This is a genomic window from Sedimenticola hydrogenitrophicus (assembly GCF_025175675.1).
In the GTDB taxonomy this organism is placed as follows: domain Bacteria; phylum Pseudomonadota; class Gammaproteobacteria; order Chromatiales; family Chromatiaceae; genus Sedimenticola; species Sedimenticola hydrogenitrophicus.
This window is the reverse complement of the sequence record NZ_JANIOA010000012.1, coordinates 1-25,445: the sequence shown is the minus strand read 5'-3', so window position 1 is coordinate 25,445 and position 25,445 is coordinate 1. Positions and strand designations below refer to the sequence as shown.

The 25,445-nt window shown below is 60.2% G+C and carries 32 protein-coding genes and 2 pseudogenes; 8 read left to right on the top strand and 26 right to left on the bottom strand.

Annotated elements, in window-relative coordinates:
• Positions 1 to 333 precede the first annotated feature (333 nt).
• The 14 genes and pseudogenes from NPX02_RS08460 to NPX02_RS08395 form a co-directional block, all read right to left on the bottom strand.
• Positions 334 to 1,542 (bottom strand): hypothetical protein, encoded by a 1,209-nt coding sequence (locus tag NPX02_RS08460; protein WP_260293077.1) that lies wholly within the window; start codon positions 1,540 to 1,542, stop codon positions 334 to 336.
• A 211-nt stretch (positions 1,543 to 1,753) separates the two neighbouring features.
• Positions 1,754 to 2,473: a Crp/Fnr family transcriptional regulator gene (locus tag NPX02_RS08455; protein ID WP_260293076.1), complete on the bottom strand. Its 720-nt coding sequence runs from the start codon at positions 2,471 to 2,473 to the stop codon at positions 1,754 to 1,756.
• Between the two features lie 78 nt (positions 2,474 to 2,551).
• Positions 2,552 to 3,490 carry an alpha/beta hydrolase gene (locus NPX02_RS08450; protein ID WP_260293075.1) on the bottom strand — a complete coding sequence of 313 codons (939 nt, stop codon included), beginning with the start codon at positions 3,488 to 3,490 and terminating at the stop codon, positions 2,552 to 2,554.
• A 45-nt stretch (positions 3,491 to 3,535) separates the two neighbouring features.
• Positions 3,536 to 3,670: pseudogene (locus NPX02_RS08445) on the bottom strand (cyclopropane-fatty-acyl-phospholipid synthase); the annotation flags it as partial.
• Positions 3,671 to 4,056: 386 nt separating this feature from the next.
• Entirely contained in the window at positions 4,057 to 4,281 is a 225-nt protein-coding gene (locus NPX02_RS08440; RefSeq protein WP_260293074.1) for a BrnA antitoxin family protein, read from the bottom strand.
• Positions 4,278 to 4,565: a BrnT family toxin gene (locus NPX02_RS08435; RefSeq protein WP_260293073.1), complete on the bottom strand. Its 288-nt coding sequence runs from the start codon at positions 4,563 to 4,565 to the stop codon at positions 4,278 to 4,280. The genes NPX02_RS08440 and NPX02_RS08435 overlap by 4 nt, the downstream gene beginning before the upstream one ends.
• Positions 4,566 to 4,903: 338 nt before the next feature.
• Positions 4,904 to 5,221, bottom strand: a complete 318-nt coding sequence (locus tag NPX02_RS08430; RefSeq protein ID WP_260293072.1) for a chaperone modulator CbpM — start codon at positions 5,219 to 5,221, stop codon at positions 4,904 to 4,906.
• The gene (locus NPX02_RS08425; protein WP_260293071.1) at positions 5,222 to 6,178 is read right to left on the bottom strand and encodes a DnaJ C-terminal domain-containing protein; all 957 of its coding nucleotides are present in this window, start codon (positions 6,176 to 6,178) and stop codon (positions 5,222 to 5,224) included.
• A gap of 392 nt (positions 6,179 to 6,570) precedes the next feature.
• The gene (locus NPX02_RS08420) at positions 6,571 to 7,449 is read right to left on the bottom strand and encodes an ABC transporter ATP-binding protein (RefSeq protein ID WP_260293070.1); all 879 of its coding nucleotides are present in this window, start codon (positions 7,447 to 7,449) and stop codon (positions 6,571 to 6,573) included.
• A gap of 11 nt (positions 7,450 to 7,460) precedes the next feature.
• Positions 7,461 to 8,483: an ABC transporter permease gene (locus NPX02_RS08415; RefSeq protein WP_260293069.1), complete on the bottom strand. Its 1,023-nt coding sequence runs from the start codon at positions 8,481 to 8,483 to the stop codon at positions 7,461 to 7,463.
• 62 nt (positions 8,484 to 8,545) lie between these two features.
• Positions 8,546 to 9,979: a CmpA/NrtA family ABC transporter substrate-binding protein gene (locus NPX02_RS08410; RefSeq protein WP_335342538.1), complete on the bottom strand. Its 1,434-nt coding sequence runs from the start codon at positions 9,977 to 9,979 to the stop codon at positions 8,546 to 8,548.
• Between the two features lie 316 nt (positions 9,980 to 10,295).
• Positions 10,296 to 10,871, bottom strand: a complete 576-nt coding sequence (locus NPX02_RS08405) for an ANTAR domain-containing response regulator (protein WP_260293068.1) — start codon at positions 10,869 to 10,871, stop codon at positions 10,296 to 10,298.
• 316 nt (positions 10,872 to 11,187) lie between these two features.
• Positions 11,188 to 11,625 carry a GFA family protein gene (locus NPX02_RS08400; protein WP_260293067.1) on the bottom strand — a complete coding sequence of 146 codons (438 nt, stop codon included), beginning with the start codon at positions 11,623 to 11,625 and terminating at the stop codon, positions 11,188 to 11,190.
• Positions 11,626 to 11,659: 34 nt separating this feature from the next.
• Positions 11,660 to 11,884: a hypothetical protein gene (locus NPX02_RS08395; RefSeq protein WP_260293066.1), complete on the bottom strand. Its 225-nt coding sequence runs from the start codon at positions 11,882 to 11,884 to the stop codon at positions 11,660 to 11,662.
• Positions 11,885 to 12,256: 372 nt separating this feature from the next.
• Here NPX02_RS08395 and NPX02_RS08390 point away from each other — a divergent pair, with 372 nt between their 5' ends.
• Positions 12,257 to 12,883 (top strand): transglutaminase-like cysteine peptidase, encoded by a 627-nt coding sequence (locus NPX02_RS08390; protein WP_260293065.1) that lies wholly within the window; start codon positions 12,257 to 12,259, stop codon positions 12,881 to 12,883.
• 250 nt (positions 12,884 to 13,133) lie between these two features.
• Positions 13,134 to 13,412, top strand: a complete 279-nt coding sequence (locus tag NPX02_RS08385; protein ID WP_260293064.1) for an RNA-binding protein — start codon at positions 13,134 to 13,136, stop codon at positions 13,410 to 13,412.
• Between the two features lie 3 nt (positions 13,413 to 13,415).
• On the opposite strand, the gene NPX02_RS08380 is transcribed toward NPX02_RS08385, so the two are convergent.
• Together NPX02_RS08380 and NPX02_RS08375 are read right to left on the bottom strand one after the other, a co-directional pair.
• The gene (locus NPX02_RS08380; protein ID WP_260293063.1) at positions 13,416 to 13,610 is read right to left on the bottom strand and encodes a hypothetical protein; all 195 of its coding nucleotides are present in this window, start codon (positions 13,608 to 13,610) and stop codon (positions 13,416 to 13,418) included.
• Entirely contained in the window at positions 13,585 to 14,022 is a 438-nt protein-coding gene (locus tag NPX02_RS08375) for a protein adenylyltransferase SelO family protein (protein WP_260293062.1), read from the bottom strand. The genes NPX02_RS08380 and NPX02_RS08375 overlap by 26 nt, the downstream gene beginning before the upstream one ends.
• Positions 14,023 to 14,078: 56 nt before the next feature.
• Between NPX02_RS08375 and NPX02_RS08370 the strand changes: the two genes are divergently transcribed.
• From NPX02_RS08370 to NPX02_RS08360, 3 genes are read left to right on the top strand one after another with little or no spacing between them, the layout of a single operon-like run.
• Positions 14,079 to 14,693, top strand: coding sequence for an NADPH-dependent FMN reductase (locus tag NPX02_RS08370; protein WP_260293061.1), 615 nt, complete (start codon positions 14,079 to 14,081; stop codon positions 14,691 to 14,693).
• A 27-nt stretch (positions 14,694 to 14,720) separates the two neighbouring features.
• The gene (gene hemF / locus NPX02_RS08365; RefSeq protein WP_260293060.1) at positions 14,721 to 15,647 is read left to right on the top strand and encodes an oxygen-dependent coproporphyrinogen oxidase; all 927 of its coding nucleotides are present in this window, start codon (positions 14,721 to 14,723) and stop codon (positions 15,645 to 15,647) included.
• 46 nt (positions 15,648 to 15,693) lie between these two features.
• On the top strand, positions 15,694 to 16,356 hold the full coding sequence (locus NPX02_RS08360) for a thiopurine S-methyltransferase (protein ID WP_260293059.1): 663 nt from the start codon (positions 15,694 to 15,696) through the stop codon (positions 16,354 to 16,356).
• A gap of 5 nt (positions 16,357 to 16,361) precedes the next feature.
• Here NPX02_RS08360 and NPX02_RS08355 read toward each other — a convergent pair whose 3' ends face one another.
• The 5 genes from NPX02_RS08355 to NPX02_RS08335 all read right to left on the bottom strand — a co-directional run bounded on the left by NPX02_RS08355 (position 16,362) and on the right by NPX02_RS08335 (position 19,697).
• Positions 16,362 to 16,652 (bottom strand): TraR/DksA family transcriptional regulator, encoded by a 291-nt coding sequence (locus NPX02_RS08355; RefSeq protein ID WP_260293058.1) that lies wholly within the window; start codon positions 16,650 to 16,652, stop codon positions 16,362 to 16,364.
• Positions 16,653 to 16,683: 31 nt separating this feature from the next.
• Positions 16,684 to 18,399 carry a bifunctional ornithine lipid synthase OlsF gene (gene olsF / locus NPX02_RS08350; RefSeq protein ID WP_260293057.1) on the bottom strand — a complete coding sequence of 572 codons (1,716 nt, stop codon included), beginning with the start codon at positions 18,397 to 18,399 and terminating at the stop codon, positions 16,684 to 16,686.
• Positions 18,400 to 18,488: 89 nt separating this feature from the next.
• A complete protein-coding gene (locus tag NPX02_RS08345) occupies positions 18,489 to 18,680 on the bottom strand; it encodes a CPXCG motif-containing cysteine-rich protein (RefSeq protein ID WP_335342537.1) in 192 nt (63 codons plus the stop codon).
• A 34-nt stretch (positions 18,681 to 18,714) separates the two neighbouring features.
• A complete protein-coding gene (locus NPX02_RS08340) occupies positions 18,715 to 19,176 on the bottom strand; it encodes an OsmC family protein (protein WP_260293056.1) in 462 nt (153 codons plus the stop codon).
• A gap of 101 nt (positions 19,177 to 19,277) precedes the next feature.
• Complete coding sequence (locus tag NPX02_RS08335; protein ID WP_260293055.1) at positions 19,278 to 19,697, bottom strand: YbaN family protein; 420 nt, start codon at positions 19,695 to 19,697, stop codon at positions 19,278 to 19,280.
• Between the two features lie 293 nt (positions 19,698 to 19,990).
• Between NPX02_RS08335 and NPX02_RS08330 the strand changes: the two genes are divergently transcribed.
• Positions 19,991 to 20,461, top strand: coding sequence for a YbhB/YbcL family Raf kinase inhibitor-like protein (locus NPX02_RS08330; RefSeq protein ID WP_260293054.1), 471 nt, complete (start codon positions 19,991 to 19,993; stop codon positions 20,459 to 20,461).
• 27 nt (positions 20,462 to 20,488) lie between these two features.
• Here NPX02_RS08330 and NPX02_RS08325 read toward each other — a convergent pair whose 3' ends face one another.
• Genes NPX02_RS08325 through NPX02_RS08315 form a run of 3 tightly spaced genes read right to left on the bottom strand, consistent with a single transcriptional unit; the run spans position 20,489 to position 22,148 of the window.
• Positions 20,489 to 20,881: a DUF3775 domain-containing protein gene (locus NPX02_RS08325; protein ID WP_260293053.1), complete on the bottom strand. Its 393-nt coding sequence runs from the start codon at positions 20,879 to 20,881 to the stop codon at positions 20,489 to 20,491.
• A 41-nt stretch (positions 20,882 to 20,922) separates the two neighbouring features.
• A complete protein-coding gene (locus NPX02_RS08320) occupies positions 20,923 to 21,543 on the bottom strand; it encodes a phosphoribosyltransferase (RefSeq protein ID WP_260293052.1) in 621 nt (206 codons plus the stop codon).
• Positions 21,544 to 21,569: 26 nt separating this feature from the next.
• On the bottom strand, positions 21,570 to 22,148 hold the full coding sequence (locus tag NPX02_RS08315; RefSeq protein ID WP_260293051.1) for an HPF/RaiA family ribosome-associated protein: 579 nt from the start codon (positions 22,146 to 22,148) through the stop codon (positions 21,570 to 21,572).
• Between the two features lie 282 nt (positions 22,149 to 22,430).
• Between NPX02_RS08315 and NPX02_RS08310 the strand changes: the two genes are divergently transcribed.
• Both NPX02_RS08310 and NPX02_RS08305 read left to right on the top strand, forming a co-directional pair.
• The gene (locus NPX02_RS08310; protein ID WP_260293050.1) at positions 22,431 to 23,120 is read left to right on the top strand and encodes a protein-L-isoaspartate(D-aspartate) O-methyltransferase; all 690 of its coding nucleotides are present in this window, start codon (positions 22,431 to 22,433) and stop codon (positions 23,118 to 23,120) included.
• Positions 23,121 to 23,124: 4 nt separating this feature from the next.
• Entirely contained in the window at positions 23,125 to 23,904 is a 780-nt protein-coding gene (locus tag NPX02_RS08305; protein WP_260293049.1) for a Mut7-C ubiquitin/RNAse domain-containing protein, read from the top strand.
• 229 nt (positions 23,905 to 24,133) lie between these two features.
• Here the strand turns inward: NPX02_RS08305 and NPX02_RS08300 are convergent, their stop codons facing one another.
• Both NPX02_RS08300 and NPX02_RS08295 read right to left on the bottom strand, forming a co-directional pair.
• Positions 24,134 to 25,063: an alpha/beta hydrolase gene (locus NPX02_RS08300; protein ID WP_260293048.1), complete on the bottom strand. Its 930-nt coding sequence runs from the start codon at positions 25,061 to 25,063 to the stop codon at positions 24,134 to 24,136.
• Positions 25,064 to 25,194: 131 nt separating this feature from the next.
• Positions 25,195 to 25,445, bottom strand: a pseudogene (locus NPX02_RS08295) (metal ABC transporter permease); the annotation flags it as partial.

Below are 25,445 nucleotides of genomic sequence, written 5' to 3'. Positions count from 1 at the left end.
CAAAAATAAATAAATAAAATCAGTTGGAGATCTGTAGTGGCTCCAGCACGCCCCTCAAAGGGACGCGCGGCCGTTGTCGTGCTACATGGTCACCAACGCTCGCACTCGAAGCCCAAGAGGCGGCGCGTCCGGCGGTGAAGGTCTGGCGGAAAGGCGGTCTGGCAAGCGCGGTTAGGGTCGCTCGCAATAACACTGAGGATGTTGAGTTTACGTCTTCCAGTAAACCTGCACTCCATGCGGTTGAAACGCCTCCCGGCTTCCTATCCCTCAGAAACGTGAGCCTCGGCATGCCGGCGCCAGCGGCATGCCGATGCCCTTTTCTAAAGGGCCAGCCTAAAGGCCAGCGGCTGTTTGCACATAGGGCACGTCCATCTCCTTCGTAATGAACTTGCTCGGAATCCCCGGCTGATGCAGTGCGTAGTACACGAAAATCCTTTTCGGTTTCCCCGCGGTCCCGAACTTCTTGCTTTCGAACCTGTAGCGGCCGTTCCCCACTTCCGCGGCAAGAATTCCTTCGGGCAGGTATGCGACCTTCGCGTGGTTCATACCGTCGGCTGGAGCTTGGAACGGCACGATCACAGGGTTCGTAAGATTGCTCTCGACTTCGTAATCTTCCTGGACGACCACGAGCGCCCCGGTCACACCCTTTTCGTTGGCGTTGTCCGTTACCACGATTTCATAGCGGCCCGGTTCAGCCGTCTGCTTCACCTCGATCGCCCCGAAGAAGTCCTCCGCGCGCTGCACTTCCGTCAGCACCGCGCCTATCGACTGAAGAACCGCTTCCTTTGACTTGCGGGTCACGGCCTCCTGGAGCCGGGTCATTTCCTGCTTGACTTTCGATATATCGTAGCCGTGATGGCGCTCGGTCATGTAGTACAGACCGTGCTTACCGCTCACGGAGGCACTCATCACCCGAAGTTTTCCTTCGACATCCGACCACTGCTGCCTGCTTGCCAGCGTAGCCGCTTGGTGAAGATACGTCTTCACGAGTTCCACATTCGTCGCGTCGAAATACGCGCAGTGGGAGCGATGCGGGAAGACCGGACCCGTTCTTTGCAGGCGGCCGTCCGGTCCCGCTACGTAAACCCTGACTCCCCAAGGCAATCTGGGAAAGGTATGAATCGCGGTGTAATAGCCCGTAGAAAGGTCGTACGCCGCTATCTTCTGGACATGGGGAGCCTTGATGTTCTGATTGAGCTCCATCGTGTGCAGGTGCTGCCGGTAATCTTTGACACCAGGATGACTCATATCTCCGTGAGCCATCTTCTCCTTGAAACCCATTTCCGTCATGTGGTCGTACGGCGGCGGCCCTGCGGCCGGAACTATCTCGAAGATCACTTTCGCATCGCGAACCTCCCGGCGGGAACTATCGAAAACCTTGACCCGTAGCTTCACGGGTTCTTCGAAGGAAAACATCGGTATGTCGCCTTCCACCGTGTACGGAGACGCCTCAGCCGCCCTTGCGGGCGCGAGAGACCCGATCCCATACAGAAGTGCACACGCCACAATCGCACTAAACCTTGTTCCGACCATTTGTCTCATTTGTATCTCCTCCACTGGCTCGTTCATCTTCCGAGTGACGCCGGCTCCCATAGGTTCTGCCCCTTGAGAATCCCTATTTCAAGGCAAAAGTCCCAAGCTGTCTGTAACAAAAGTTACGGGTAGTGAGGAGAGCGGACGTGTATCCGGCTGTAACCGGCTTGCTGCCGTCAGGAGGGCCTGCGTGAACGACGTTTCCGGCGACAGATCGGGGCTACCGCTCTTCGCCCAGCCGCTCCAGGAGCGCGAGGTCGACGATGTGGATGGTCTGTCTGCTGAGCTTGATGCCGCCGGCCCGGACCAGACCCGTCAAAGCCCGCGAGATGTGGACCCGCACGGTGCCAACCAACGCTGCAAGCTCCTCTTGCCGGAGTAGATCGCGGCGCAGATGGATCTCCTTGCCGTTTCGCACGCCGTGTTTAATCGCTCGTTCGTAGAGCAATTTCGCCAGGCGCGCTGTCACGGTTTTCAGCGAGAGATCCCCGGCCAGCATTGCGAGGTGGTTCATTTGATTGCCGGCGGCGATGAGCATCTTCAGCATTACAGACGGCTGCTCATGCGCCAGACAGCGGGCATCATCAAGTTCGAGCACGTACAGTCTGGCCGCAGTCACCGCCGTGGCGCTCACGATATGCCTGCCGGTGCTGAAGGCGGACGCGATGCAGAAGGTATCCCCTGGCCGATCGAACACGTTCAGCACCTGCTCGCGACCTTCCAAGCTTGACCGGTAGCATTTCACGCGTCCCGATTCGAGGATGTAGAGTTCGTTGCACGGGGCACCTTCCCTGAAGATGGATTGGCCTTCTCCAAGCGACTTCGATTGGCACAGGCCGGCGAACGCCGCGAGCGCGCCCGGTTTCAGACCGGCAAGCCACGGAACGGATTGCGAAAAATCCGTTGGGGCGCACTCCCCTGAGCTATTGAAAATTTGCATGGCAAAATCCCAAATTGAATGTTGACCCTGGGCACGGCGGCAACCGGCCCGAACGGCGGCACCCCATACGGAGGTGCATTACCTGTCGCTCGATCCGGATTGAGCGCCCCTTCCCCGCCCCGTCGCCTCATCAAGGAAATCAATCAATTCCCCGGTGTGGCGTTCCACTTGCTGAGTCAGGTCGTGGCCGCCGGGCAGAATCACCAGCCGGACGTTCTCGCCGGGGCGCTCCGCATAGATGGCCTTGGCATCCGCAACTGGCACGGTCTCATCCTCGCTGCCATGCACCAGCAGCACCGGGTAGCGGATTTTCCGAATGGTATTGCGCGGGGCGATGTCGCTGAAGTTGTAGCCCATGGTGTGCTGCTTGACGTAGCGGAACACCGTGCCGATGGGAAAATCGGGGATGTGGTTGCTGGCCAGAAAGCGCCGCATATTGCTCTCCGGGTCGGCGAAGGCGGAGATGCTCACCACAGCGGCCAGATCGCGGTGCGAGGCCACCAGCAGGGCCGCCCCCGCCCCCAGCGAATGGCCCAGCGCAGCCAGTCTGGCAACATCCACATCGGGTTGAAGCGCCAGCCAGTTGAGCGCATGTTCGAGGTCTTCAGCAAAACTCGGCAGCGAGGACGAGCCGTCGCCGTCGCTTTGGCCATGATTGCGCGCGTCGAACAGGAGCACGGCGTAACCGGCCCGATGCAGCGGCGGCGCCAGCGGCAACATCATCCCGGCATTGCTGCCCCAGCCGTGCAGCACGGCCACGGCCGGGGCGGACTCGGACCCCGCCGCGGGAATGAACCAGCCGAGCAGGTGCTTGCCGTTTTCAGTCGGGATCGCGACTTCGCGGAAGGCCAAATCATACCCTTGCGGGGTATTCCGCTCAACGGGCATCGTGTCGACCGGTTTGTCGATCCGTTCGATCGCGGCCACGCTGAGCAGCATCACCGCCGCGATGGCGATAAACCACACTGGCGGTCGCTTCCACCAGCGCCGCTGACAATGTTCCATTGCGTGCGTCATAGCACTCTCCGCTCTCCTTTGGAATGGGCGTCGCCATGTCCATATTCAGCGCACCGAACGATAGACGCCGGATCGCTGGCGCTTGCTCAGCACCAACTGCCAGAGCTGCCCCTGCCTGGAGCGGAAGAATCCGGCGCAGCACAGCAGGTAGTACTTCCACATACGGTAGAAACGCTTGTCGTACCTGGTTTCCAGGCCGGCCCACTTCACGTTCATCTTCCGAGCGCCCTCGGTCCCCAGAGTTCTTGCCCCTTGAAAAGCCACACTTTAAGTATAGGTAATATAACCCACCCTTTTCGCTAAAAAACCACCCTGACAACCCCCATCAACCAGGCCATTTCGCGGCCAGGTTTCGCCAATATCACCCGTCGCGGTTGCCTGACCGGAGAAACTGGCCGAATTTCGGCGCTTTGATTCGCCAAAACCAGACTGGCATCCGAACGCCACCCTTGCCCTGTGTCGCCGATAACGTCCCTGTCAGTAGGAGTTCGCGGAGTTCGGAGTTCGGAGTTCGGGGTCAGCGGAGTTCTGGGTTAGAGTAACAACTCCACCGGAATGAGTTCGGGTTAAGGTTTGTCTCGCCAAGAAATATCGACTTTGCGATGATGGACAACGCAATCTCGCAGGTAAAGATTAATGAGACTTTGGTACGGAACATCCTTTTCTTCGGCCATTTCTTTAAAGTATTCAATCACATCCTCGCTTAACCGCATTGTGACAGGCTTCTTTAGTTTGGAAGCATAAGGATTCTTCCGGGACTTCATTTTTGAAAGGTCATACTCTTTCTTCATAATGCGCCACCTCTATAGAACTTGCGCTCCTTCTTGGTTGCTTTGCGCGCAGATATAATCCGGATAATTTTTCCAGACTGTCTTTCACAATGTGCAACTATGAGAACGCGTAACTCATTGCTCAGGCCCAGCATCAAAAAACGGTCTTCTTCCTCAGAGTTTTCTACATCATCAAATTGGATAGCGTATTCATCATAGAACACCGATTTGGCTTCCTCGAAGGATACGCCATGCTTTCTGAGGTTGGACCGGGCTTTAGTAGGGTCCCATTCGAAATCAATCATATGTACATTGTATGTACACTCATGAGGAGGGTCAATAACCTTATCAGTTAGTTTGTAGCCTGGATGGAGCCCGCTCCCGGGAAGCCTGACAGGCGCACGGCCCGCGACGGGCGGAATCCGGGGCGGTGTTGCGCCGAGCCGCCGGATTCCGCCGTCATAGGCACTGGCGGTCTATGCGGATGGGGGAATGGCGGCTGCATCCAGGCTACGCGCCCCCCCAAAATCCGTCATAGGGCGCCCCGTGGGCGCCATCGGCGGGCACGGCCCGCCCTATGGTTTTCGTGCTGGGGGTCGGAGGCGGGTGTGGCTGCGCCGCCGATCGGCCCGGGGCGAGCCTCCTACAGCTCGCGATCGATGATCGACAACCGGTTGCGCAGCCGCCGGATCTCATCCAGTAGTTCCAGCGCCAGGGCGGCACCAGCCAGGTTGACCCCCAGGTCGTGCTGCAGCCGCTGCACCCGCATCACCCGGCCGAGGCTGCTGCCGCTGAACCGCCAGTGACACAGATCGTCGCCGCGCGGCTCGATTATGCCCTGTTCCACCAGCTCGACGATCCACTCGGCGTGCACCCGGCAGGCCCGACTCAGCTCACCCAGGGTCAGCTGGCACTCCTCATCCAGCAGCAGGCCGACCAGAATCTCCTCTTCCCGTCTCATCTACACCCCCAGTCCGGCACGTGGATTGAACGCCAGTTCCTCTGCCATTTTACGGTATAGCTCATTCGCCTTGGCGTTGTCCGCCGGCGGCAGAGCGATCTGCAGCACCGCATACAGATCACCGGAGCTGGCAGCGGGAATGCCACGCCCCTTCAGTCGCAGCTTGCGGCCGCTGTTGGAGCCGGCCGGTATGGTGAGATCGATCACCCCAGCCGGGGTCGGCAGCTTCACCTTGGCACCCAGCGCGGCCTCCCAGGGCGACACCGGCAGGTCGAGATAGATATCCCGCCCGTCCACCCGGTAGAGCGGATGGGGCCTGAACTCGATCTCCAGGTAGAGATCCCCGGCCGCGCCCCGGCCGATGCCGGGGGCACCCTGCCCGGCCAGGCGGATCTGTTGGCCCTGACGGACCCCCTTGGGAATGCGTACGTTGAGGGTGCGCTCGCGGGTGATCATATGCCCGCGCGGATCCAGCTCGGGGGCATGCAGGGTGATGCTGCGGGTAGCGCCGTGAAAGGCGTCCTCCAGATCGATCAGCACCTTGGCGTGGTGGTCCTGTCCCGGGGCGTGGAATCCACCGCCACCGCGTTGGCTCGAACGGAACGCCGAACCAAATCCCTGGCCGAACAGGGACTCGAAGAAGTCGCTGTATTGCGAGGCGTCGCCGTCGGTGAAACCGCCGCCGCTGAATTCGAATCCGGCATCCCAGTCCGGTGGCGGACGGAAATCCTGTCCGGCCTTCCAGTTGGCGCCCAACTGGTCGTAGGCGGCGCGTTTCTCCGGGTCCTTGAGCACCTCGTAGGCCTCCCCCACCTCCTTGAAGTGCTTCTCGGCATCCGTCTCCTTGCTCACGTCCGGATGGTATTTTCTCGCCAGCCGACGATAGGCGCGCTTGATCTCATCCTGGGCCGCACCCTTGTCGACCCCCATGACCGCGTAATAGTCTTTGTATTGCATGACCCCCACCTGAGAGTGGCAACGTTGTTGTTATATGAGGTGGGGTTAAGGCGATGCATTTTCCAGCGGTCTGATCGACCATCGGCGGACCCTGTCATGGCACTCCCCACACCTGAACTATAGTCGTCGGTGACGCCCTGTTCAGGTATGGCCAGGAGGGATCGGTAATTGTAGGGCGGCTGGGGACTTGGTGGGTTACGCGGTGCCCGGGTGTTGTCGTGGTCTGGAAGTGTGGTGCCTGTGCGCCGCTAACCCACCCTACGAAGGTGCCGTTAGGATGCCGGTGCGGCACGCCAGCAGGGGTCGGAGTCAAGCCGGCCGGTCCAAATGGCATGTTGTCCTACTTTCCGCGGCTTGACTCCGACCCCTGGTTAAAACACGCCCACCCGACGTCAACCCGTGGCCAGTTTCAGCCTGGCGGGCCGCTCTTCCGCCGGCGCTTCGGCTGCCACTTCCGGAGTCTTGGCCGGTTTTCCGGTGGGCACATCCGGCTGGGCGTGGCGGTCATGCAGGAAGCGCAGCACCTCGGCACGGTAGTGGTTGTAGGTCGGATCATCCGCCAGTTGCAGGCGCAGACGCGGGCGCTCCAGCTCGATGGCGAGGATCTCGCCGATCGTGGCGGACGGGCCATTGGTCATCATCACGATACGGTCCGAGAGCAGCACCGCCTCGTCCACGTCATGGGTGATCATGATCACCGTGTTGTTGAGCTCGCCCTGGATCTCCATCAGGGAGTCCTGCATGTGGGTGCGGGTCAATGAGTCCAGCGCGCCGAAGGGTTCGTCCATCAGCAGCACCTTGGGCTCCATGGCCAGGGCCCGGGCGATACCGACCCGCTGTTTCATGCCGCCGGAGATCTCGTCGGGGCGCCGTTCGATGGCGTGCCCCATATGCACCAGTTCCAGGTTGTGCAGGGTCCACTCGTGACGCTCCTGCCGGCTCTTCTGCTTGCCGAACACCTGGTCGACCGCCAGTCTTACGTTGTCGTAGACCGAGAGCCAGGGCAGCAGGGAGTGATTCTGAAACACCACCGCGCGATCCGGTCCCGGTTCCGTCACTTCGCGGTTCTCCAGCAGCACCCCACCGGTGGTGGCATTGAGCAGCCCGGCGACGATATTGAGCACCGTCGACTTGCCGCAACCGGAGTGGCCAATCAGGGAGATAAACTCCCCCTGATCCACCTTCAGCGAGACATCATCGAGCACATTCAACGGCCCATTGTCGGTGGCGAAAGTGATACTGATATTTTCCAGACTCAGGTAATTATTCATGTGATTGCTCCTTATCGCAGTACCGCATTGCGGTCCCAGGTGGCCCAGCGCTGCAACAGCAGCATGCCGCGATCCAGTATGAAACCAAGACAACCGATCACCAGTACCGCGACCATGATGCGCGACAGTGAATTGGAGCTGCCGTTCTGAAATTCGTCCCAGACAAACTTGCCGAGCCCGGGATTCTGCGCCAGCATCTCGGCGGCGATCAGCACCATCCAGCCGATGCCCAGGGAGAGGCGCAGGCCGGCAAACATCATCGGTATCGATGACGGGATGACAATCTTGATGGTCTTGGTCAACCAGCCGAGACGCAGCACCCGGCTGACGTTGATCAGGTCCCGGTCGATCGAGGAGACTCCCACCGTGGTATTGATAATGGTGGGCCAGATACAGCACAGGGTGACGGTGATGGCCGAGGTGATGAACGCCTTGTCGAACATTGGTTCATCGCTGATGTAGACCGCGCTCACCACCATGGTGACGATCGGCAGCCAGGCCAGCGGCGAGACCGGCTTGAACAGCTGGATGAGCGGATTGATCGCCCGGTACAGGGTGGCGCTCATGCCACAGATGATGCCGATCGGGATGGCGATCAACGAGGCGATGATAAAGCCGGTCGCCACGGTCACCAGACTGGTGGCAATCTGATCCAGGAAGGTCGGCTTGCCGGTATAGGGGCGCACCTTGACCTCGGCATCCGGGTTCTTCGCCAGTTTGGCCTGGTTGCGCTGCTCCTGGCGCTGGTAAAAGGCGACTTCCTTCTGCCGCTCCGCCTGATGCTCCTGGTACAGTTGCACACCCTGATCCCACACCTGCGCCGGCCCGGGCAGCTGTCCCAGCGAGGTGGTGACCGAGGCGGCCCCGGCACTCCACAGCATCAGGAACAGACCCAGCGCGGCGAGGGGAATCAGCAGTTGCCTGACCAGTGACGAGGTGGCCTTGACCAGCCGATCGCCCTCGAGAAAGGCGAACAGCAACTGCAGCCACTTAAAGTCAAAACTCTTGCCTGGATTGATGATTGTTGTGCTCATAGTCGTATCCTGCGTTATCCGTTCTGCATGCCCCCGCCAACCGGCGGCGGGGGCGATTGCGGTTAGATTTTGTCAGCACCCTTGAGTCCGATCTTGAACTGCTCCAGGTATTCATTCGGCTGTTTGCCGTTGTAGGTAATGCCGTCGATGAAGTGGGTCTGGGGCGCACGGAAGCCATCTTCAGCCGCGAAGTCGGGGAATTCGCCGGCGGCAATCTTGCCTTCGGCAATCAGTTCCCTGGCCGCCGTCTGATAGATATCCGGGCGATACACCTTTTTGGCGATGTCCATGTACCAGCTGTCCGCCTTCTGCTCGCCGATCTGCCCCCAGCGGCGCATCTGGGTCAGGTACCAGATGGCATCGGAGTAGTAGGGATAGGTGGCGTTGTAACGGAAGAAGACGTTGAAGTCCGGCACCTCACGTTTGTCGCCCTTCTCGTACTCGAAGGTACCGGTCATGGAGTTGGCGATCACCTCGTAGTCGGCGCCCACATAGTTGGGCTGGGAGAGGATCTTCACCGCCTCGGGGCGATTGGCATTGTTGTTGTCGTCCAGCCACTTGGCGGCACGGATCATCGCCTTGACCACCCGGATATGGGTGTTGGGATTTTCATCGGCCCAGCTCTTGGACACGCCGAACACCTTCTCCGGATTGTCCTTCCAGATCTCGTAATCGGTAATCACCGGCACGCCGATACCCTTGAACACCGCCTGCTGGTTCCAGGGTTCGCCCACGCAGTAACCGTTGATGGTGCCGGCCTCCATGGTGGATGGCATCTGTGGCGGCGGCGTGACCGAAAGCAGGGCATCCGCATTGATATTACCGCTGGTGTCGCCCTTGGCCGGTGCATAGAAGCCGGGGTGGATGCCGCCGGCGGCCAGCCAGTAGCGCAGTTCGTAGTTGTGAGTGGAGACCGGGAACACCATACCCATCTTGAACGGCTTGCCCTGGTCCTTGAATTTCTCCACCACCGGCTTCAGGGCATCCGCCTTGATCGGATGCACCGGTAGGCCGTTCTCGTGCGGCACATGCGGCTTCATCTGTTCCCAGATATCGTTGGAGACGGTGATCGCGTTACCGTTCAGGTCCATGGAAAAGGCGGTAATGACATGCGCCTGGGTACCGAAGCCGATGGTGGCGCCGAGCGGCTGACCGGCGAGCATGTGCGCCCCGTCCAGCTCGCCGTCGATCACCCGGTCGAGCAGCACTTTCCAGTTGGCCTGCGCTTCCAGCGTGACATAGAGCCCCTCATCCTCGAAGTAGCCTTTCTCATAGGCGATGGCCAGCGGTGCCATGTCCGTCAACTTGATGAAGCCGAATTTGAGATCCTCCTTTTCGGCCGGTCCCACTGCGGCGGCCGCGCTGTTCGCAGTCAGCGCCGCAGCGGCGACAATCCCCGCGCACAGCAGCACCGAGCGCATGGCGCGGAGGGGACCCCGCCGCGCCGGCAGCGCCTGACTTGCTGTTGTATCACCCACTTGATGGCACTTTTTCATCTCTTGCTCTCCTAAATGGCCAGAAAATAAAAAAGCGCCCACCACAGCGGGTGCCAGACCCGTTGTAATGGACGCCTTTGTCCGTTTTGACAGACCGCCGTTGGCCTGTCGTTGATCAGCTTCGAAACCGCCCGCGGGCGTTTCGATTCAGTTAACCGCTGTTACTGCAAGGTGCGGGCCAACTTTTCAAATCCCGTGGATTTCACCCCTTGTTTAATGGATAGCGCCCGTGCCCCCCCTCCTGGCTGAACATCCACCCCGCCGCCCTGCACAATTCCGGTGCCTGTGCACCGCTGGCGCCCAGGGAGCGTGCACTTCATTCGAAAAGCTCAGACATCTCGATCAGCCGCTCGGCCACATCCGCCAGGCGCCGATTCTGGTCCATGGCCATCTTCTGCAATGCCCGATAGGCCTGCTCCTCAGACCAGTGGCGTTTGTTCATCAGGATGCCCTTGGCGCGGTCCACAAGCTTGCGTTCCCGTAACGAACTGCGGGTTCGGTCCAGCTCATCGCGCAGGGTCTGGTACACGCGAAAACGCGCCACCGCCACGTCGAGGATGGATCCCAGGCGCCGGCCATCAAACCCATCCACCACATAGGCATGCACGCCGGCATCCACCGCCGCGGCCATGATTTCACTGTCGTCCTGATCGGCAAATATCACCACCGGACGCGGCCATCGGCTGCTGATGGTGCGGATCTGATCCAGCAGCCGCGAATCGGGAAGCGCGATATCCATCACCACCAGATCGGGTTGCAGGGCCTCAATCTGCCCGATCCACTGCTCGGACAGCAGGCGCGTCGCCAGCACCTCGTGACCATTCTCCAGCAGCGCCTGTTGCAGCCGTCCGGCATGCTCCACACATTCATTGATCACCAATACGCGCGGCATGATTAGCCCCTCTCCCTGGCGAGCGCCAGGCGCCGCCCGCGCAGGACGATATCTTGATGGGAATGGACAGAACAGGTCACTTGCTAACTCCAGGGCAATCAACAACACCTACAGGGTTATGCAGCGACTGTGCCAACCCCACTGGAGGGGTTATTTCGGGATCGGCGAGTACCGGATATCCGGCCGTGGATCAAAGAACGACGAGGGGCGGTTTTTTGGTGGGTTACGCGGCGCCCGGGTATTATCGTGGCCTGGAAGTGGGGTGCCTATGCGCCGCTAACCCACCCTACAGATACGGCGAATTTCGAAACTGGAGTCAGTCGATCCGTTTGCTGTCCCGCCCCGCTTCATACTGGGGCAATTGGTCGCAGATATGATCCCAGGCGGCCTTGGAACCGACAAAGATATGCGCATCCGGATCGACCCCGGGAGGACCGGTCAGGGTACCCAGGGTAAACTGGACAAACTCCCCCGGGTCATCGGCCGGGGCGAAGGTCATGCTGGATCCGCAACGGGAACAGAAGCGACGTACCGTGCCATTGGCTGCCTGATAGCTGCTGAGCAGTGGCGCTCCCTCCAACCAGCGAAAATCCTCCACCCTCGCCTCGCCAAAGGTGGCAAAGGCGGCGCCGTGAAACTTACGGCACATGGAACAGTGGCAGTGGGCCATCCGCGGCCCGATGGCTTCCACCTCATATTTCACCGCACCGCAGAGACATTGGCCGCGCAGCGGAAATTCTCTTTTGTTATGCATCTGATGCTCCTGTTACCGAAGAGGAGAGCGGCGGCTATTGCGGCTTATCAGGCTTTTGCAGCTCTGCCAGCTTCTGGTTGTAGAGTTCCCGGGTAATCTCGCCCGCCTCCAGGCGGCGTTTCAGGGATTTTTCCAGTAGTTCCCGGTTGACCGGATTGCGCCCCTTCATCCTGGCCCAGCTGATACCCAGGGCAATACCGCCGATCGCGCTGCCCCAGAAGAGCAGCATAGCCCAGAATCCGAATTCAGAAGTGTCCATAGGAAAATACCGAGTGATCGTCAATAGGTGGCCTGGACCGGCAACGCTACCGGTGTCCAGCCCCGCGGAGCGGTCAAACAGCCGGGGAAACCGGAGCCGGCTTATCACGATGTTACTGCGTACTCCGATGGTAACGGAAGTGGCAACCGGGAGCCTGCCGGGTTGATAGACAGACTCTCGGCGAGATCAACGGCGCAAATGCCGCTCCGGCCGAAATTCGGATCAAGGTTCTTTTTTCCCAATAATACAGTAAGTTAGTGAGTTATTTAGCGGTGGATTAATTGGATATATTTTGTTAGCCTTGGACCAGTTTTTGTACAGTTATAGACGCTAATCACTGCGTTGAACCTCTGGATTCATGGTGACTGACTGGTGAAATTCCTGTTTCGTTTACTCCTCATCGGCCTTGCCGCACCCGCCCTGCTGGGCGGCTGCGCCTCCTATAAAATCAAGTCACAGACGGTTCAGCAGAAAGTCCACCAGAAAAAACTGCAGGCCAGCCTCAGCGCGGCCGAACTGGTCGAGATCAACCGCCAATGGAACCTGCTGGTCACCTACAAGGAGGATAGCCTGGAGGATCACTGGCAATCCCCGTCGGAAACAGTGGAGCTCAAAACCGGTGATTGCGAGGATATCAGCATTGCCAAGATGCTGGACCCCGCTATCCGGAAATCCATTCCGCCGGAACAGCTCAGGCTGAGCTATGTCCACACCCCGGCGGGACTGCCCCACATGGTATTGATCATCGGCCAGGGCGATAAGGCGCTGGTGCTGGACAATCTGTTTAATGAGATCAAGACCCTGTCGGCATCCGGTTACCGGCCGGTCTATCAACTGGATGCCAATGGACAGGTCTATCGGGATGACCGGTTGCTCGATGCCCACCCCCGGTTTGAAAAGTTCGATCGGATACTGGCCGAGCTGGAACCGGCGCCCCAGTCCGGGTTTGAAGATTTCGAACTGATCCTGGCGAAACTGGAACTCGACGCCACCTACTAATCCCCGCAGGATCCTGACGTTGCCCTTCCGCAGGGGCGGCAAGTCTCAAGCGACTTCATGCTTATTTACAGAAAAAATAGCGGAATAGTTGGTTAATTCATCAAGCATGTCGGCATTGTCGCTTATACTGGATCCAAGAGTAGTAAACATCCAGGATCCGATGAAAATTCTGATACCCCATATTCCCTCCGAAATAAAGCGCCAGGAACTCCTTTCGGTTGTTCAGCGCGCCGTAAAACCCAGATGGTTCATGCCCCTCAAAAAGGGCGGCACCGTCGCCAAGTGCAGCCTGATCCGTATCCTCGATGTGGATAGCGGGGGGGTCGAGATTCATGGCCTGGTGGATGTTTACCCGGAACGGACGGCGGAGAAGGTGATCCGCTCACTCGATGGAAAAAAACTTCACGGTTATCGGCTCTCGGTGAGGAAATGGGCCGATCGCACGCTGATGGTGGGTGGAAAGAAAAAACTCCCCGACGGCCAGACCGCTTGCAAGCGTCGGCGCAATCTCGAAATCTCCATTACCTGATCCTCATGACGAACAGCTGAGGCTGATCCAGCCGGCCCAGTCGGGGATCTCTCCGGCGTAGTGCTGATGTTCCGGGTGCTCGCTGAAGGGGTGGCGCAGCAGCGCCGATAACTCATTCACCAGTCGATAATCACCGGCATCGACCGCACGAATCGCCTCCTCGGCCATGTAATTACGCAGGATAAACTTTGGGTTCACGGCCCGCATCCGGGCCGCTCTTAGCGGCGGCGTGGCGGCCTCCCGTGCGGTCCGCGCGGCATAGCGCTCGATCCAGTGAGCAATGGTGGTCCCCCAGATCGGGATTGTAGACACCGAACTGATGTCCGGTGTATTTCATGGCGATGCTCTCGGTCCCCGGGAGGGTGACATGGCCGCCAAAATAGCGGGCCAGTTCATCCGGATTTAACAATTCCAGGTCAAGATCAAGCAGCCGGGCCACATCCGGATTGATGCTGATCAGGTGCGCCCCTTCCAGCGGACTGGGATCGATACGTTGGTAGAAGTGCCCCGGCAACCTGACGTAGCTGTTATCGAAATTGAGATTTTCAGGGTTCGGACGACCGTCGACATACCATTGCTCTGCAGGATTGACATTCCAATACCCTACCATTATCGTCGGTTTTTAACAGCCCACAAACCGTGGGCGTTTTTCAGTCGGGTAGTCACATGAAAATAACCATAATCAGCGGCAGCCATCGCGATCCCTCCCAGAGCATGAAGGTCGCGCAACATATCCAACGGGTGCTACGGCAAGCCGATTACTGCGTCGAGGCAGAGATCTTCAGCCTCGCCGGTAATCCACTCCCGCTGTGGGACCAGCGCATCTGGGAGGACGATCCCGAGTGGCGGGAGATACTACAACCGATGCGTTCCCTGTTCGGCGCCAGCGATGCCTTCGTGGTGGTCTCGCCGGAATGGCACGGCCAGGTGCCGGCGGGATTAAAGAATCTTTTTCTGCTCTGTAGCAAAAACGAGGTGGGGCACAAACCGGCGCTGATCGTGACCGTCTCCGCCGGCGACGGCGGCGCCTATCCGGTGGCCGAACTGCGCATGAGCAGCTACAAGAACAACCGCATCTGCTACATTCCCGAGCAGATTATCGTGCGCCACGTGGAAACGGTACTCAATGCCGATCCCGAGAAGAACGATCCCCGCTCCGACCCCTATTACCAGGAGCGCATTGCCTGGGCCCTGAGCCTGCTCGGCCAGTACGCATCGGCGCTGAAAACGGTGCGCGACAGTGGCGTCGCCCTGCACAAAAAATTCGCCAACGGCATGTAAACCAGGCAAATGCCTAGGGAGCACAGTATGAACAGTCCGGACAAGTCGGCGGTCAGCGGCTATCTGCAGCAGTTGCAGCGCCGCATCTGCCAGGCCCTGGAAAAGGCCGATGGCCAGGCGAAGTTCCGCGCCGACGAGTGGACGCGGGACGGCCGTCAGGGTCTGGGCGGTGGCGGCATCACCCGGGTCATCGACAACGGCACTGTCATCGAACAGGGCGGGGTCAACTTCTCCCATGTGGTGGGCGAGAGCCTGCCGCCATCCGCCACCGCGCATCGCCCGGAACTGGCCGGCCGGGCATTCGAGGCGATGGGGCTCTCCCTGGTGATCCACCCCTGGAATCCCTATATCCCAACCTCCCATGCCAATGTGCGCTTCTTCATCGCCGAGCGGGAGGATGAGCCACCGATCTGGTGGTTTGGCGGCGGCTTCGATCTCACCCCCTACTATGGCAACGACGAGGATTGCCGGCACTGGCACCGCACCGCGTTCGACGCCTGCCAGGGGTTCGGCGAAGAGACCTATGACCGCTTCAAGCAGTGGTGTGACGATTACTTCTATCTGCGTCACCGAAACGAACCCCGCGGCATTGGCGGACTGTTTTTCGATGACCTGAACGAGGGGGGATTCGACACCTGCTTCCGCTTTATGCAGAGCGTGGGGGACCACTACCTGCCGGCCTATCTACCCATTGTCGAGCGCCGCCGGGATCAGGCCTACGGTGACCGGCAGCGGGAGTTCCAGCTCTACCGGCGCGGCCGCTATGTCGAGTTCAATCTGGTGTACGATCGCGGCACCCTGTTCGGCCTGCAGAGCGGCGGCCGGACCGAGTCGATCCTGATGTCCCTTCCCCCACTGGTCAAATGGCGTTATGACTGGCACCCTGACCCGGATTCGGAAGAGGCGCTGCTCTATGCGCGCTACCTGAAACCGCGGGCGTGGCTGGACGAGTAGCTATCTCGGAACGGATCGACCGAACAACAGACAAGCGGGGTGTTGTATGGACAAAAAATTCTGGCATGAGCGCTGGGAGAACAACCAGATCGGTTTTCACCAGCAGGAGATCAACAGCTACCTGCAGCAGTTCTGGTCACGGCTACAGCTTCCCGCCGGCGCCACGGTCTTCGTGCCGTTGTGCGGCAAAAGCCGTGACATGCTCTGGCTGCTGGAGCAGGGATACCGGGTACTGGGCATCGAGATCAGTCCGATAGCCGTAGCCGATTTTTTCCGCGAGAACGGCCTCGCTCCCGAGGTCACTTCCCAGGACGGTATAGCACGCTGGTCCTGTGATGAGCTGGTGATCCTGTGTGGCGACTTCTTCACATTGCGGGCCGCGGATGTCGCCCACTGCGGCGCGGTCTATGATCGCGCCTCCCTGATCGCCATGCCCCCGGCCATGCGCCCGGCCTATGCGGAGAAGCTGCAATCCCTGTTCCCTGCGGCCCGTCCCATCCTGCTGGTGAGCATGGAGTATCCGCAGCAGCAAATGGACGGCCCGCCCTTCTCGGTACAGGAGGTGGAGGTCCATGGACTCTATGCCGGCCGCTTCACGATCGAAAACATCCTCACCCGGGATATCCTGGACGACAGCCCCCGGTTCAGGAACCGCGGGGTCACGGCGATGCGCGAACGGGTCTATCTGTTGCGGCCTATGACTGGTTAATTGGGCTAATAGATACTCAGCAGGTAATCGTCCAGCTCGGCGTTGATGCGCTGACGGTCGCCGGCGGTAAACAGTCCCGCCCGTTCCCGCTCCCGCTTCGAGGCGCAATTGACACAGCATGAGCAGCCGGGCACCGCCTTCAGGCGCGCCCGGGGAATCACTCCGCCACAGACTTCACAATACCGCTTGGTGCTCTGTTTCCGACCCGCCTGGGCCACGTCTTGTTCACGGATCCTCATCACCGAGGTCAACACCTGATCCTCGATAAACTTATCCGCCATATCCGCCATATCCATCGTTCTCTCCTTCTGTATCTGCTTACGGGGCTCACTCCCCGATATAACGTCTGCGCTTGGAGGCCTTCACCTTGTCCAGATCCACCAGGATCAGACCATCCACACAATCGGCAAACTGGGGGTCCACCCCGAATGCCAGGAACTGCACCCCACCCTCCTCGCACAGTTCGGTGTACTGTTTGTAGAGGGTGGGTACCGTCAGATTGAACAGGGAGAGCTGCTGCTTCAGCTCCTGAAAATCCGCTTTCACGTCGCCGCCGGAAAAGATCCGCCGGCACTCCGCCAATGATCCCTTGCTGATCCGGTAAGGGTTATAGGACTCCGCCAGCGCCCGTTTTGCACCGTAGTAGTGACTGAAGTGGTAGACGATCAGATCACGGGCGTGGGTGGGGTAGCGTGAACTGAGACTCACGGGACCGAACAGGTAGCGCACTTCGGGATGGTGCCGCACATAGGCACCCAGCCCCTGCCACAGATAATCCAGCGTCCGCGAACCCCAGAAGGCCGGTTGGACAAAGCTGCGGCCCAGTTCCAGACCCTGTTCACAGAAGGCGGTGAACTCCGGGGCCAGCCTGAACAGGCTGGCACTGTAGAGCCCTTCCAGCCCCCGGGTCGCCACGATGGAAGCGGCCTCACCAAACCGGTAGGCCCCGGCGATCTCCAGCTCGGCGTCATCCCAGAGCACCAGATGCCGGTAGTACTGGTCATAGCCGTCCACGTCGCGGCGTTGTCCCGTACCCTCCCCCACCTTGCGGAAACTCAGCTCCCGCAGGCGGCCGATCTCGCGAATAAAACTGGAGTCGGCCTTCCAGGCCGAGAGGATGATCTGTTTGCCATCCGTGGTCGTACCCAGCAAGTCCGCGCCGCGCAGCTCACTCTTCAGTGCCTGGCGCGATTCCGGATGGGCAATACTTTTTTCGGTGGAGAAAATGCCGCTCCGGCGCTGGCCGATGCGATAGAGATGTTTGCGCAGCATCTTCACCTGGGCATTGGGGGTGATGCCCGACTCACTGATGCTCTGGATTGGAATCGCCTCACCAATCCGAAAACCGATGGTGGTCCGGCGCTGGCGAAACATCTCTCGCACCAGCAACAGGGCCGCCAGTGGTTTGGACAGCATGGACACGCCATAGAACAGGGGTGAATTTCTGGCATCGATGTACACCGGCACAATGGGCGAGGCGGTGCGTCGGGCAAACTGCAGAAATCCCGGTTTCCAGTGCACATCCCGCACACCGTTCGGCCGCAGGCGGGAGACCTCGCCGGCGGGAAACACAATCACCGCCTGTTCCCTGTGCAGCGCATCATAGATCCGTTTGATATGCGATCTGGGAGAACCCCCACCGAAGTTATCCACCGGCAACAACAGCTCCTCCAGCGGCTTGAGCGACGCCAGCAGATCGTTGGCAATCACCCGGATATCCTTACGCACCCGGCTGATCATCAGGATCAGCGCCAGGGCGTCCAGTGCGCCCAGGGGGTGATTGGCGACGATCACCACCCGGCCGCTGGGCGGGATGTTCTCCAGTTCCTTGCTGACCAGCGAGTAGTCGAGGTCGAAGTACTCCAGCACCTTCTCGATGAAATCGAGACCCTTGATGCCGGCGTTGTGTTGCAGAAAATGGTTGATCTCCCGCTCGTTGAAGAGCATGCGGAGAAAACGCACCAGCGGCCGGGAAAACAGCCTCGGCCTGGTTTCAAAAAAATCCGGAAATCGGTCGGTCAGCACCTGTTCGACGTTCAGCACAAGTCATCTCCACTCGGTTTTGCAGCAGAGTAACCGGGTGATGTGACGGTGAATTTACGCCGGGGTTAACGAATGATGACAGTCACCGGTCAGTCGTCTTCGCGCCTGACCGAGAGGTAGAGATCCGCCGGATCGTCACAGTTCATGGTAATGGTGATCGGGCGGCAGCAGACCTGGCAATCCTCAATGTACTCCTGCTCGGATACCGAGCAGTCGAGGAGCAACAATTGGGGTTCTCCACAGTACGGGCAGTTCACGGTGCGCTGCTGGATCAGTTCCATAACGATACCCCCAGGTGTGACGGGACCTTACGGCTTATACCGGTTCCACCGCCACCTCCGTCTTGACCGAGTTGGCAATAAAACAGAGGTCGTGGGACTGGTGATGCAACGCCTCCAGTTGCGCGACCGTCGGTTGGTGTTCGCCGTCGAACTCGATCGCCGGCCGCAACACCACCCGCAACATCGCCATCCTGCCCGCGGCATCCTTCCCCATCACCCCGAGCGCATCGTCAACATAGGAATCCACGCGAAATCCCTGCCGGGCGGCGAGTGAGAGGAAGAACAGCATGTGGCAGCTGGAGAGCGAGGCGACGAACGCCTCTTCGGGGTCCACATTGGCCTCGACCGAAAGTGGCACCGGCACCACCTGGGGCGACGACGAGGCAGGCACACTGAGCCCGCCATCGAACTCCCAGCGATGGCCACGGCTGTACCGGTTATCCAGAAAATTGGCATCACCCCGTTGCCAGGTTACCCGGGCGCTGTACTCCGACATCGACTTGTCCCCCGCGTTGCATCTCCACCAAGAAGTAGTGTAGCGCACAGGCGGGGTGGCGAGGACGTAATACGGATGCCGGGTGACGGGCCAAAAGCGGATTACTCGGTCCGCTGCTTCTCTCCCTTGAGCCGGGAGGGCCGGGACAACAGATAGGTCGCCACCGTCAGCATGATCAATGCGACCGCCCAGATGATGAGCATCGGCAGGCGGCTGAATCCGGTGAGGTAGACCAGACTGGCCGACATGGTCAGTGCAATCAACAGCTTGGCATGCAGCGGGATGATCCGGTGCTGGTGCCAGCGCTGCAGCGCGGGACCGAAAGTCCGCTGCCGGTAGAGCCAGCGGTGCAACCGGAGCGAACTTCGGGAGAACGCCCAGAGTGCCAGCAGCAGAAAGGGCGTTGTCGGTAGGACCGGCAGCACCACGCCCAGCATGCCCAGCGCGAAGCACAGCCAGCCCACGGTGAGGTAGGCCACCCGGACGACTCCGCTGCGCTGTTGTGGATGTTGTGCCGGCATAGAGGAGATCACTGCCCGAATCGATACAGACCGCTATTCAAGCAAATGCGCGGGTGGCTGTCGACCCAAAAGCGCTGCCGTGGCAGCGCCGGATTCAACGATGTTTGACCCCGCAATCAGTTGGCCGGCACGCCCCGCCCCAATCCGTCGACGATTCACGCCATTTTGTTCTATGGTATTGATCAGGTATGGCTTGGCCGACAGCGACCGCGTGATCCACTCAACACCCGTTCAGCCACGCAAGCCGGGACGCCACGGCGGGAGTGCGCGTGGCGCACGACAAGGAGAGAGCCATGACACTTATTCTGACATCCGACGCCTTCGGGAATGGCGGCGAGATCCCCCGACAATACACCTGCACGGGCGAGGACCGCTCGCCTTCGCTCGCCTGGGAGAACGTGCCCGCCAATGCCCGGAGCCTGGTGTTGATCGTTGACGACCCCGACGCCCCCGATCCCGCCGCCCCGAAGATGACCTGGGTGCACTGGCTGCTCTACAACCTGCCGCCAAGCGCCACCACTCTGCCCGAGCAGGTCACCACGGCGCAGCTACCGACCGGTACCCTGGAGGGGCTCAACGACTGGCAGCGTACCGGTTACGGCGGCCCCTGTCCGCCGATCGGCCGGCACCGTTACTTCTTCAAGCTCTATGGCCTGGACCGAATACTCGCCGACCTGCGGCAGCCCACCAAGAAGCAACTGGAAGCGGCCATGCAGGGCCACATCCTGGCCCGGACGGAGCTGATCGGGACCTATCAGAAGTAGCCGCGCGGATCCTCAGGGCGCGGGGCCTCAGGGATTACAGGAGTAGCCGAATGCGGCCAGCCCCTCCTCCAGGTAATCGGCCAGCAACGGATGGGCGATCAGGTACTCCGCCGTGTACTCGTTCCAGCTATCGGCCGCCTCCTCCAGCGCCGCCGGCCACTCCGCGACGGAGAAGTCGCCGCGTCCGACCCACATCAGCGCCACGACCGCCTGCTGCTGATCCGGTTCCAGGTCCTCAATCGTCGCCTTGAATTCCTGAAAGGTGGTGTCGCCGCTATGATCCGCAAGCACCTGCAGAGCCCAGTCATCACTCGGGCTGTCGGGTACCTCGGGAATCACCACCTCCTCCTTGCAGTGGAATAGCCGTGCTTTTTCGCTGAGAAAGCAGACCGTGTCTTGATTAATCTCCAGTTCCGCCATATCAACCTCCTGTTCTGTTCAACCGGCCAACCGTGGGCTGGCTAGGAGTCTGTCGGGCTTGACCGACAGACTCCCAGAACATCCTCCAGGCTTTGCCGATCCACCTCGATGCCATACCGTTCCCGCAGATAGGCGGCAAACGACTGAACGGTCGGTGCGGGACCCGGCATGTCGCGCAGGAAACCGCGCAGATCCTCCATCAGCGCCCAGGGGTATATGATCCAGCACCATTCACGCACCAGTTCGGCGTAGAAGTCCGGGGTGAATTCACTGACGGTTTTATGCTGCAGCACCGCCGTTTTCAGTACCTCGGGCTCGCCCTGTCCCTGCAGATGGCTGAGCGCCACGACAAAGGTGTCACCGGAATCGCTGACGTCATCCACCAGCAATACCCGTTTGCCGGTAATATCGACGGTCAGGGGGTCGCGCACCCTGGCCAGCCGCTCCTTGTGGGCGCCGCGATAGTGTTCGATCCTGAACCCGGTGAGATCGAAGATGCCGAGGTAGTCCGCCAGGACGCGCGCCGGCAGGTAGCCGCCCCGGCCGATGGCCACGATCAGGTCGGGCTGAAAACCGGCCTGACGCACCCGTAGCGCCAGCTGGCGGGCGAGTGCATGGAATTGCCGCCAGCTGATCAACTGACACTGCATGGTATCAGGCATTGAATCCCCCCGAACGCTCCTACCCCCTAGGGCCGGTCCGGAAGTATGTGGTGCTTGCCCGCCACCTTGACCGTGGTCGCTTGCGGTCCTACATCCCCCTGCCCTTCATTGAAGCGCACCTGATCACCGATCTCCAGCCGATCAAAACCTCCATTGATCACGCTGTTGCGATGGAAATAGATCTCCCGGCCATCATCGGTCCGGATGCGTCCGAAATCCTCCATCGGCATGAGCGAGACCACCCGGCCATGGGGTGGGGACTGATGGGACTTTACCTCATGCCTAAGCTTGTGAGTGAACTGCCTCAGCTGCCGTTTCGTAGCCGCAAAGGCATCGCGAATCGCCACATGCATCTCTTCATGGGCGTGATGCTGATCCGGTTTCCGGCTCGCCACCAGCTCCCGCCCTCTCACCGTGATATCGACACGCGCGTGGAACAGATTACCCTGTTGGTGGTGCCGGTGGCGGCGTTCCACCATCACGCGACAGCTGGTAATGATATTCGGGAACAGCTGCTCCAGTTTTGCCGCATGATTGCGGACATCGGCTTCCACCGCATCCGAGTGGTCCATATTGCGGAAAGTGAGTTGTAATGGAATTTTCATGGCGTCCGATACCCTCCCTCTTGGCTCTCCTGATACCTGGCTGTCCGCCTGGTACCTCTAACTAAAAAATAGCACAGAGCCACAACACACTCCCCTGTTTTGACGCGACAAAAGTTACCCCCTCCCGGCTTGACGCCCCCGGGATAAGCTCCTTTAATCAGGAGAAGAAGACAAGTCTCTGAGCCAGCCCATGCCGAATGCCAATTGCGATATCAAAGACCCTGCCCTCGCGGAACGGGGCGTGCAACGCATCGGATGGGCCTGGCACGAAGGTACCGCCTGATGCCCTTTTCACGCGACAGGGGCATGCGACAGATGCTCGCCGACATCGACAGCGAAGTGAGCTACACGCGCCGTCTGATCGGCAAGTCGGCACTGGAGCGGCGGGTCATGGACGCCATGGCACGGGTGCCGCGCGATGAGTTCGTACCCGATGAGATGAAGGAGCTGGCCTTCGATAACGGCCCGCTGCCGATCGGCCATGGCCAGACCATCTCCCAACCCTATATTGTCGCCCTGATGACCGACCTGCTGCTGCCGCAAGCCGACCAGCAGGTGCTCGAAATCGGCACTGGCTCGGGTTACCAGACCGCGGTGCTGTCGCTGCTGTGCCGGCAGGTGTATAGCATGGACCTGATCCCGAAACTCACCGCCGCCGCGGCCAGCCGGCTGGCCCGTCTCGGCTACGCCAATGTCCACATCCGCAGCGGCAACGGCTATCACGGCTGGCCGGAGCACGCACCCTACCACGGCATCATCGTCACCGCCGCCGCCCCCTACGTCCCGGAGGAGTTGATTGACCAGCTTGCCCCCGGCGGACGCCTGGTCATCCCGGTAGGCCTGCCCCATTTCACCCAGCAACTGCTGCTGGTGAACAAGGATGAGCAGGGGCGTACCCACAGCCGCGATATCCTGAGCGTCGCCTTCGTGCCGCTGGTGGACAGCCCGACAGCAACGGGTGACGAGCAGTAGGCGGATGGCGACACAGCCGCTCCAGGTCAGCCTGCGCTTCTACGAAGAACTGAACGACCTTCTGCCTGCGGAGAAGCAAAAGGTGGAATTCGTGCATCGCTACAAGCAAACCGGCTCGATCAAGGATCTGGTCGAATCACTGGGGGTGCCGCACACCGAGATCGACCTCATCCTGGTCAATGGCCGGTCGGTGGATTTTCACTATCAGGTGCAGGACGGCGACCAGATCAGTGTCTATCCGGTGTTCGAGTCCCTCGACATCAGCCCGCTCACGCGGTTGCGCCCCCGCCCCCTGCGCGACCCCCGCTTTGTGCTGGACGGCCACCTGGGCCGCCTGGCCGCCTACCTGCGCATGCTCGGTTTCGACGCCCTGTATCGCAACGACTACGACGATCCAACGCTGGCCGGGATTTCGGTGGAGCAGCGGCGCATCCTCCTGACCTGTGACCGCAAACTGCTGATGCGCAAACAGATCACCCACGGCTACTTCGTGCGCTCACGCCAGCCCCACGAGCAACTGCGGGAGGTGGTCACCCGCTTCGACCTGCGCAACAACCTGCGGCCGTTTAGCCGCTGCATGCATTGCAACGGCATGATCCGGCCGGTGGCCAAGGCGCTGATCCAGGATCAGCTGTTACCCCACACCCGCGCCCACCAGGAGGTATTCGGACAGTGTGACCGGTGCCGCAAGATCTACTGGAAAGGGACCCATTACCAGCAGATGCAGCGCCTGATCGGCTGGCTGACGGCGGGGCCGGTGCCACATCCGCCAGATTCAGGCTAGCCTGAGGGCACTTCAATCGCGCCACGTGTCGCCTGAGGCGCTTCGAAACTGCCTCGAATCGCAACGGTTACGCCCTATTTCGAAACCATGAAGTGAAAAAGCGCCACCCTTCAGGAGAACCAAACAGACTCGATTCAGTCTCACTGTTAGCGCGCAATCCCGCGTACACGGAAAAATTGGTCGAAATTCACCGCCATCAACACCCTGGCCATCTACCCTTCCTGAAACATCACGAAGGGAGAGGTGGAGTTCGCTGCCGGCCGCTGTGGCAAACCGGTGTCGTTGCCCTTGAACTGGCCAAAGAGAAATTCAAATACGCGCTGCCCCATCTGTCCATGCAGCATGCACTCATGAAACGAATGGCCACACCCCTCCAGTTGTTGGAACTCAAAGCGGGTGCCATAGCCCCGGCTGCCCGCGGCGGCGCGCATGGCCCGAATCCACCGATGGCCGCGTTCCAAACGGTTCCTGCCCTGTTGGGTGTCGATACGCCTGGCGGTGTTGAGGCCTCGTCCCGGTAGATATCCCGCGCGCCGACAAATACCGCCATCGGGACCTGCAGAAACTGTTCAGGGCATAATTCACCGACCTGCGGTGCGTTTGCTGTGGCAACGCCGCGGGGAAAGCGCCGCCGATCATCGGGGAAGGTATACCATCCCGGCGCCCCCATGGTGACAGCCTGTACCTTTTGCGGGTAAGCCATGGCGTAGCGGTGCACAAACTGCCCCCCACCCGAGTGACCGAACAGGAACAACCGATCGGTTCGCGCACCCGTCAGCATACCCACCTCTTCCACCAGGGCATGCAGGGCCTGATCGGGGCGACTGCAAACCGCACCACGCCTGACTCCCAACCGTTGGTAGGCGGGAAACTGCGCCGCGGTAAAACGGGGTGCCGCGAGTATCACGCCATAGCGTTCGGCGAGGACGACAAACTGGCGCACCTGGCTTTTTGCATTACAGGAGATCCCGTGTACCGCCACCATCAGGGGCGCGCCCTCACCACAGCTGGCGGGCACATAGAGGTAGTAGCCCAGCCTGGGGATGCAACCCAGTTCATGTCGGGTGATGACGCCCGCCATGGGGGTGTGCTCAAGCTCGCGCGGCACGGCCGCACAGGAGGATGATTCGATCGAGGTGGCCATTGGTGTGTTTGACATGTTCAGCTGCCCTCATGGTTGCTCGGACATGGCGCCCAGGATCGGGGAGCGATCGCGGCCCATGGCTGGTTATCTGTTCTGCCCATGCCGGGAACTGTTCAGCGATACTGTTCACCGATTCTGTTCACCGATCAGGCGACACTCTTTAATTTTCTGTGGAACAGCTGATGAGTGGGGCCGGGGCGCGCCAAAAGGATATCGGGTGAGCCGGCCTCCAGCACCACACCGCCGGCCAGATGCCAGATGATATCCGCTTTCAAAACCAGTTCGAGGCGGTGGCTAATCAGCAGCACGGTCCCCTGAAACTCCTGCAGCACGCTATCGAGCAAGGTGCAGGAGGTGGCATCCAGATTGGCATCGATCTCATCCAGCAACAGAATTT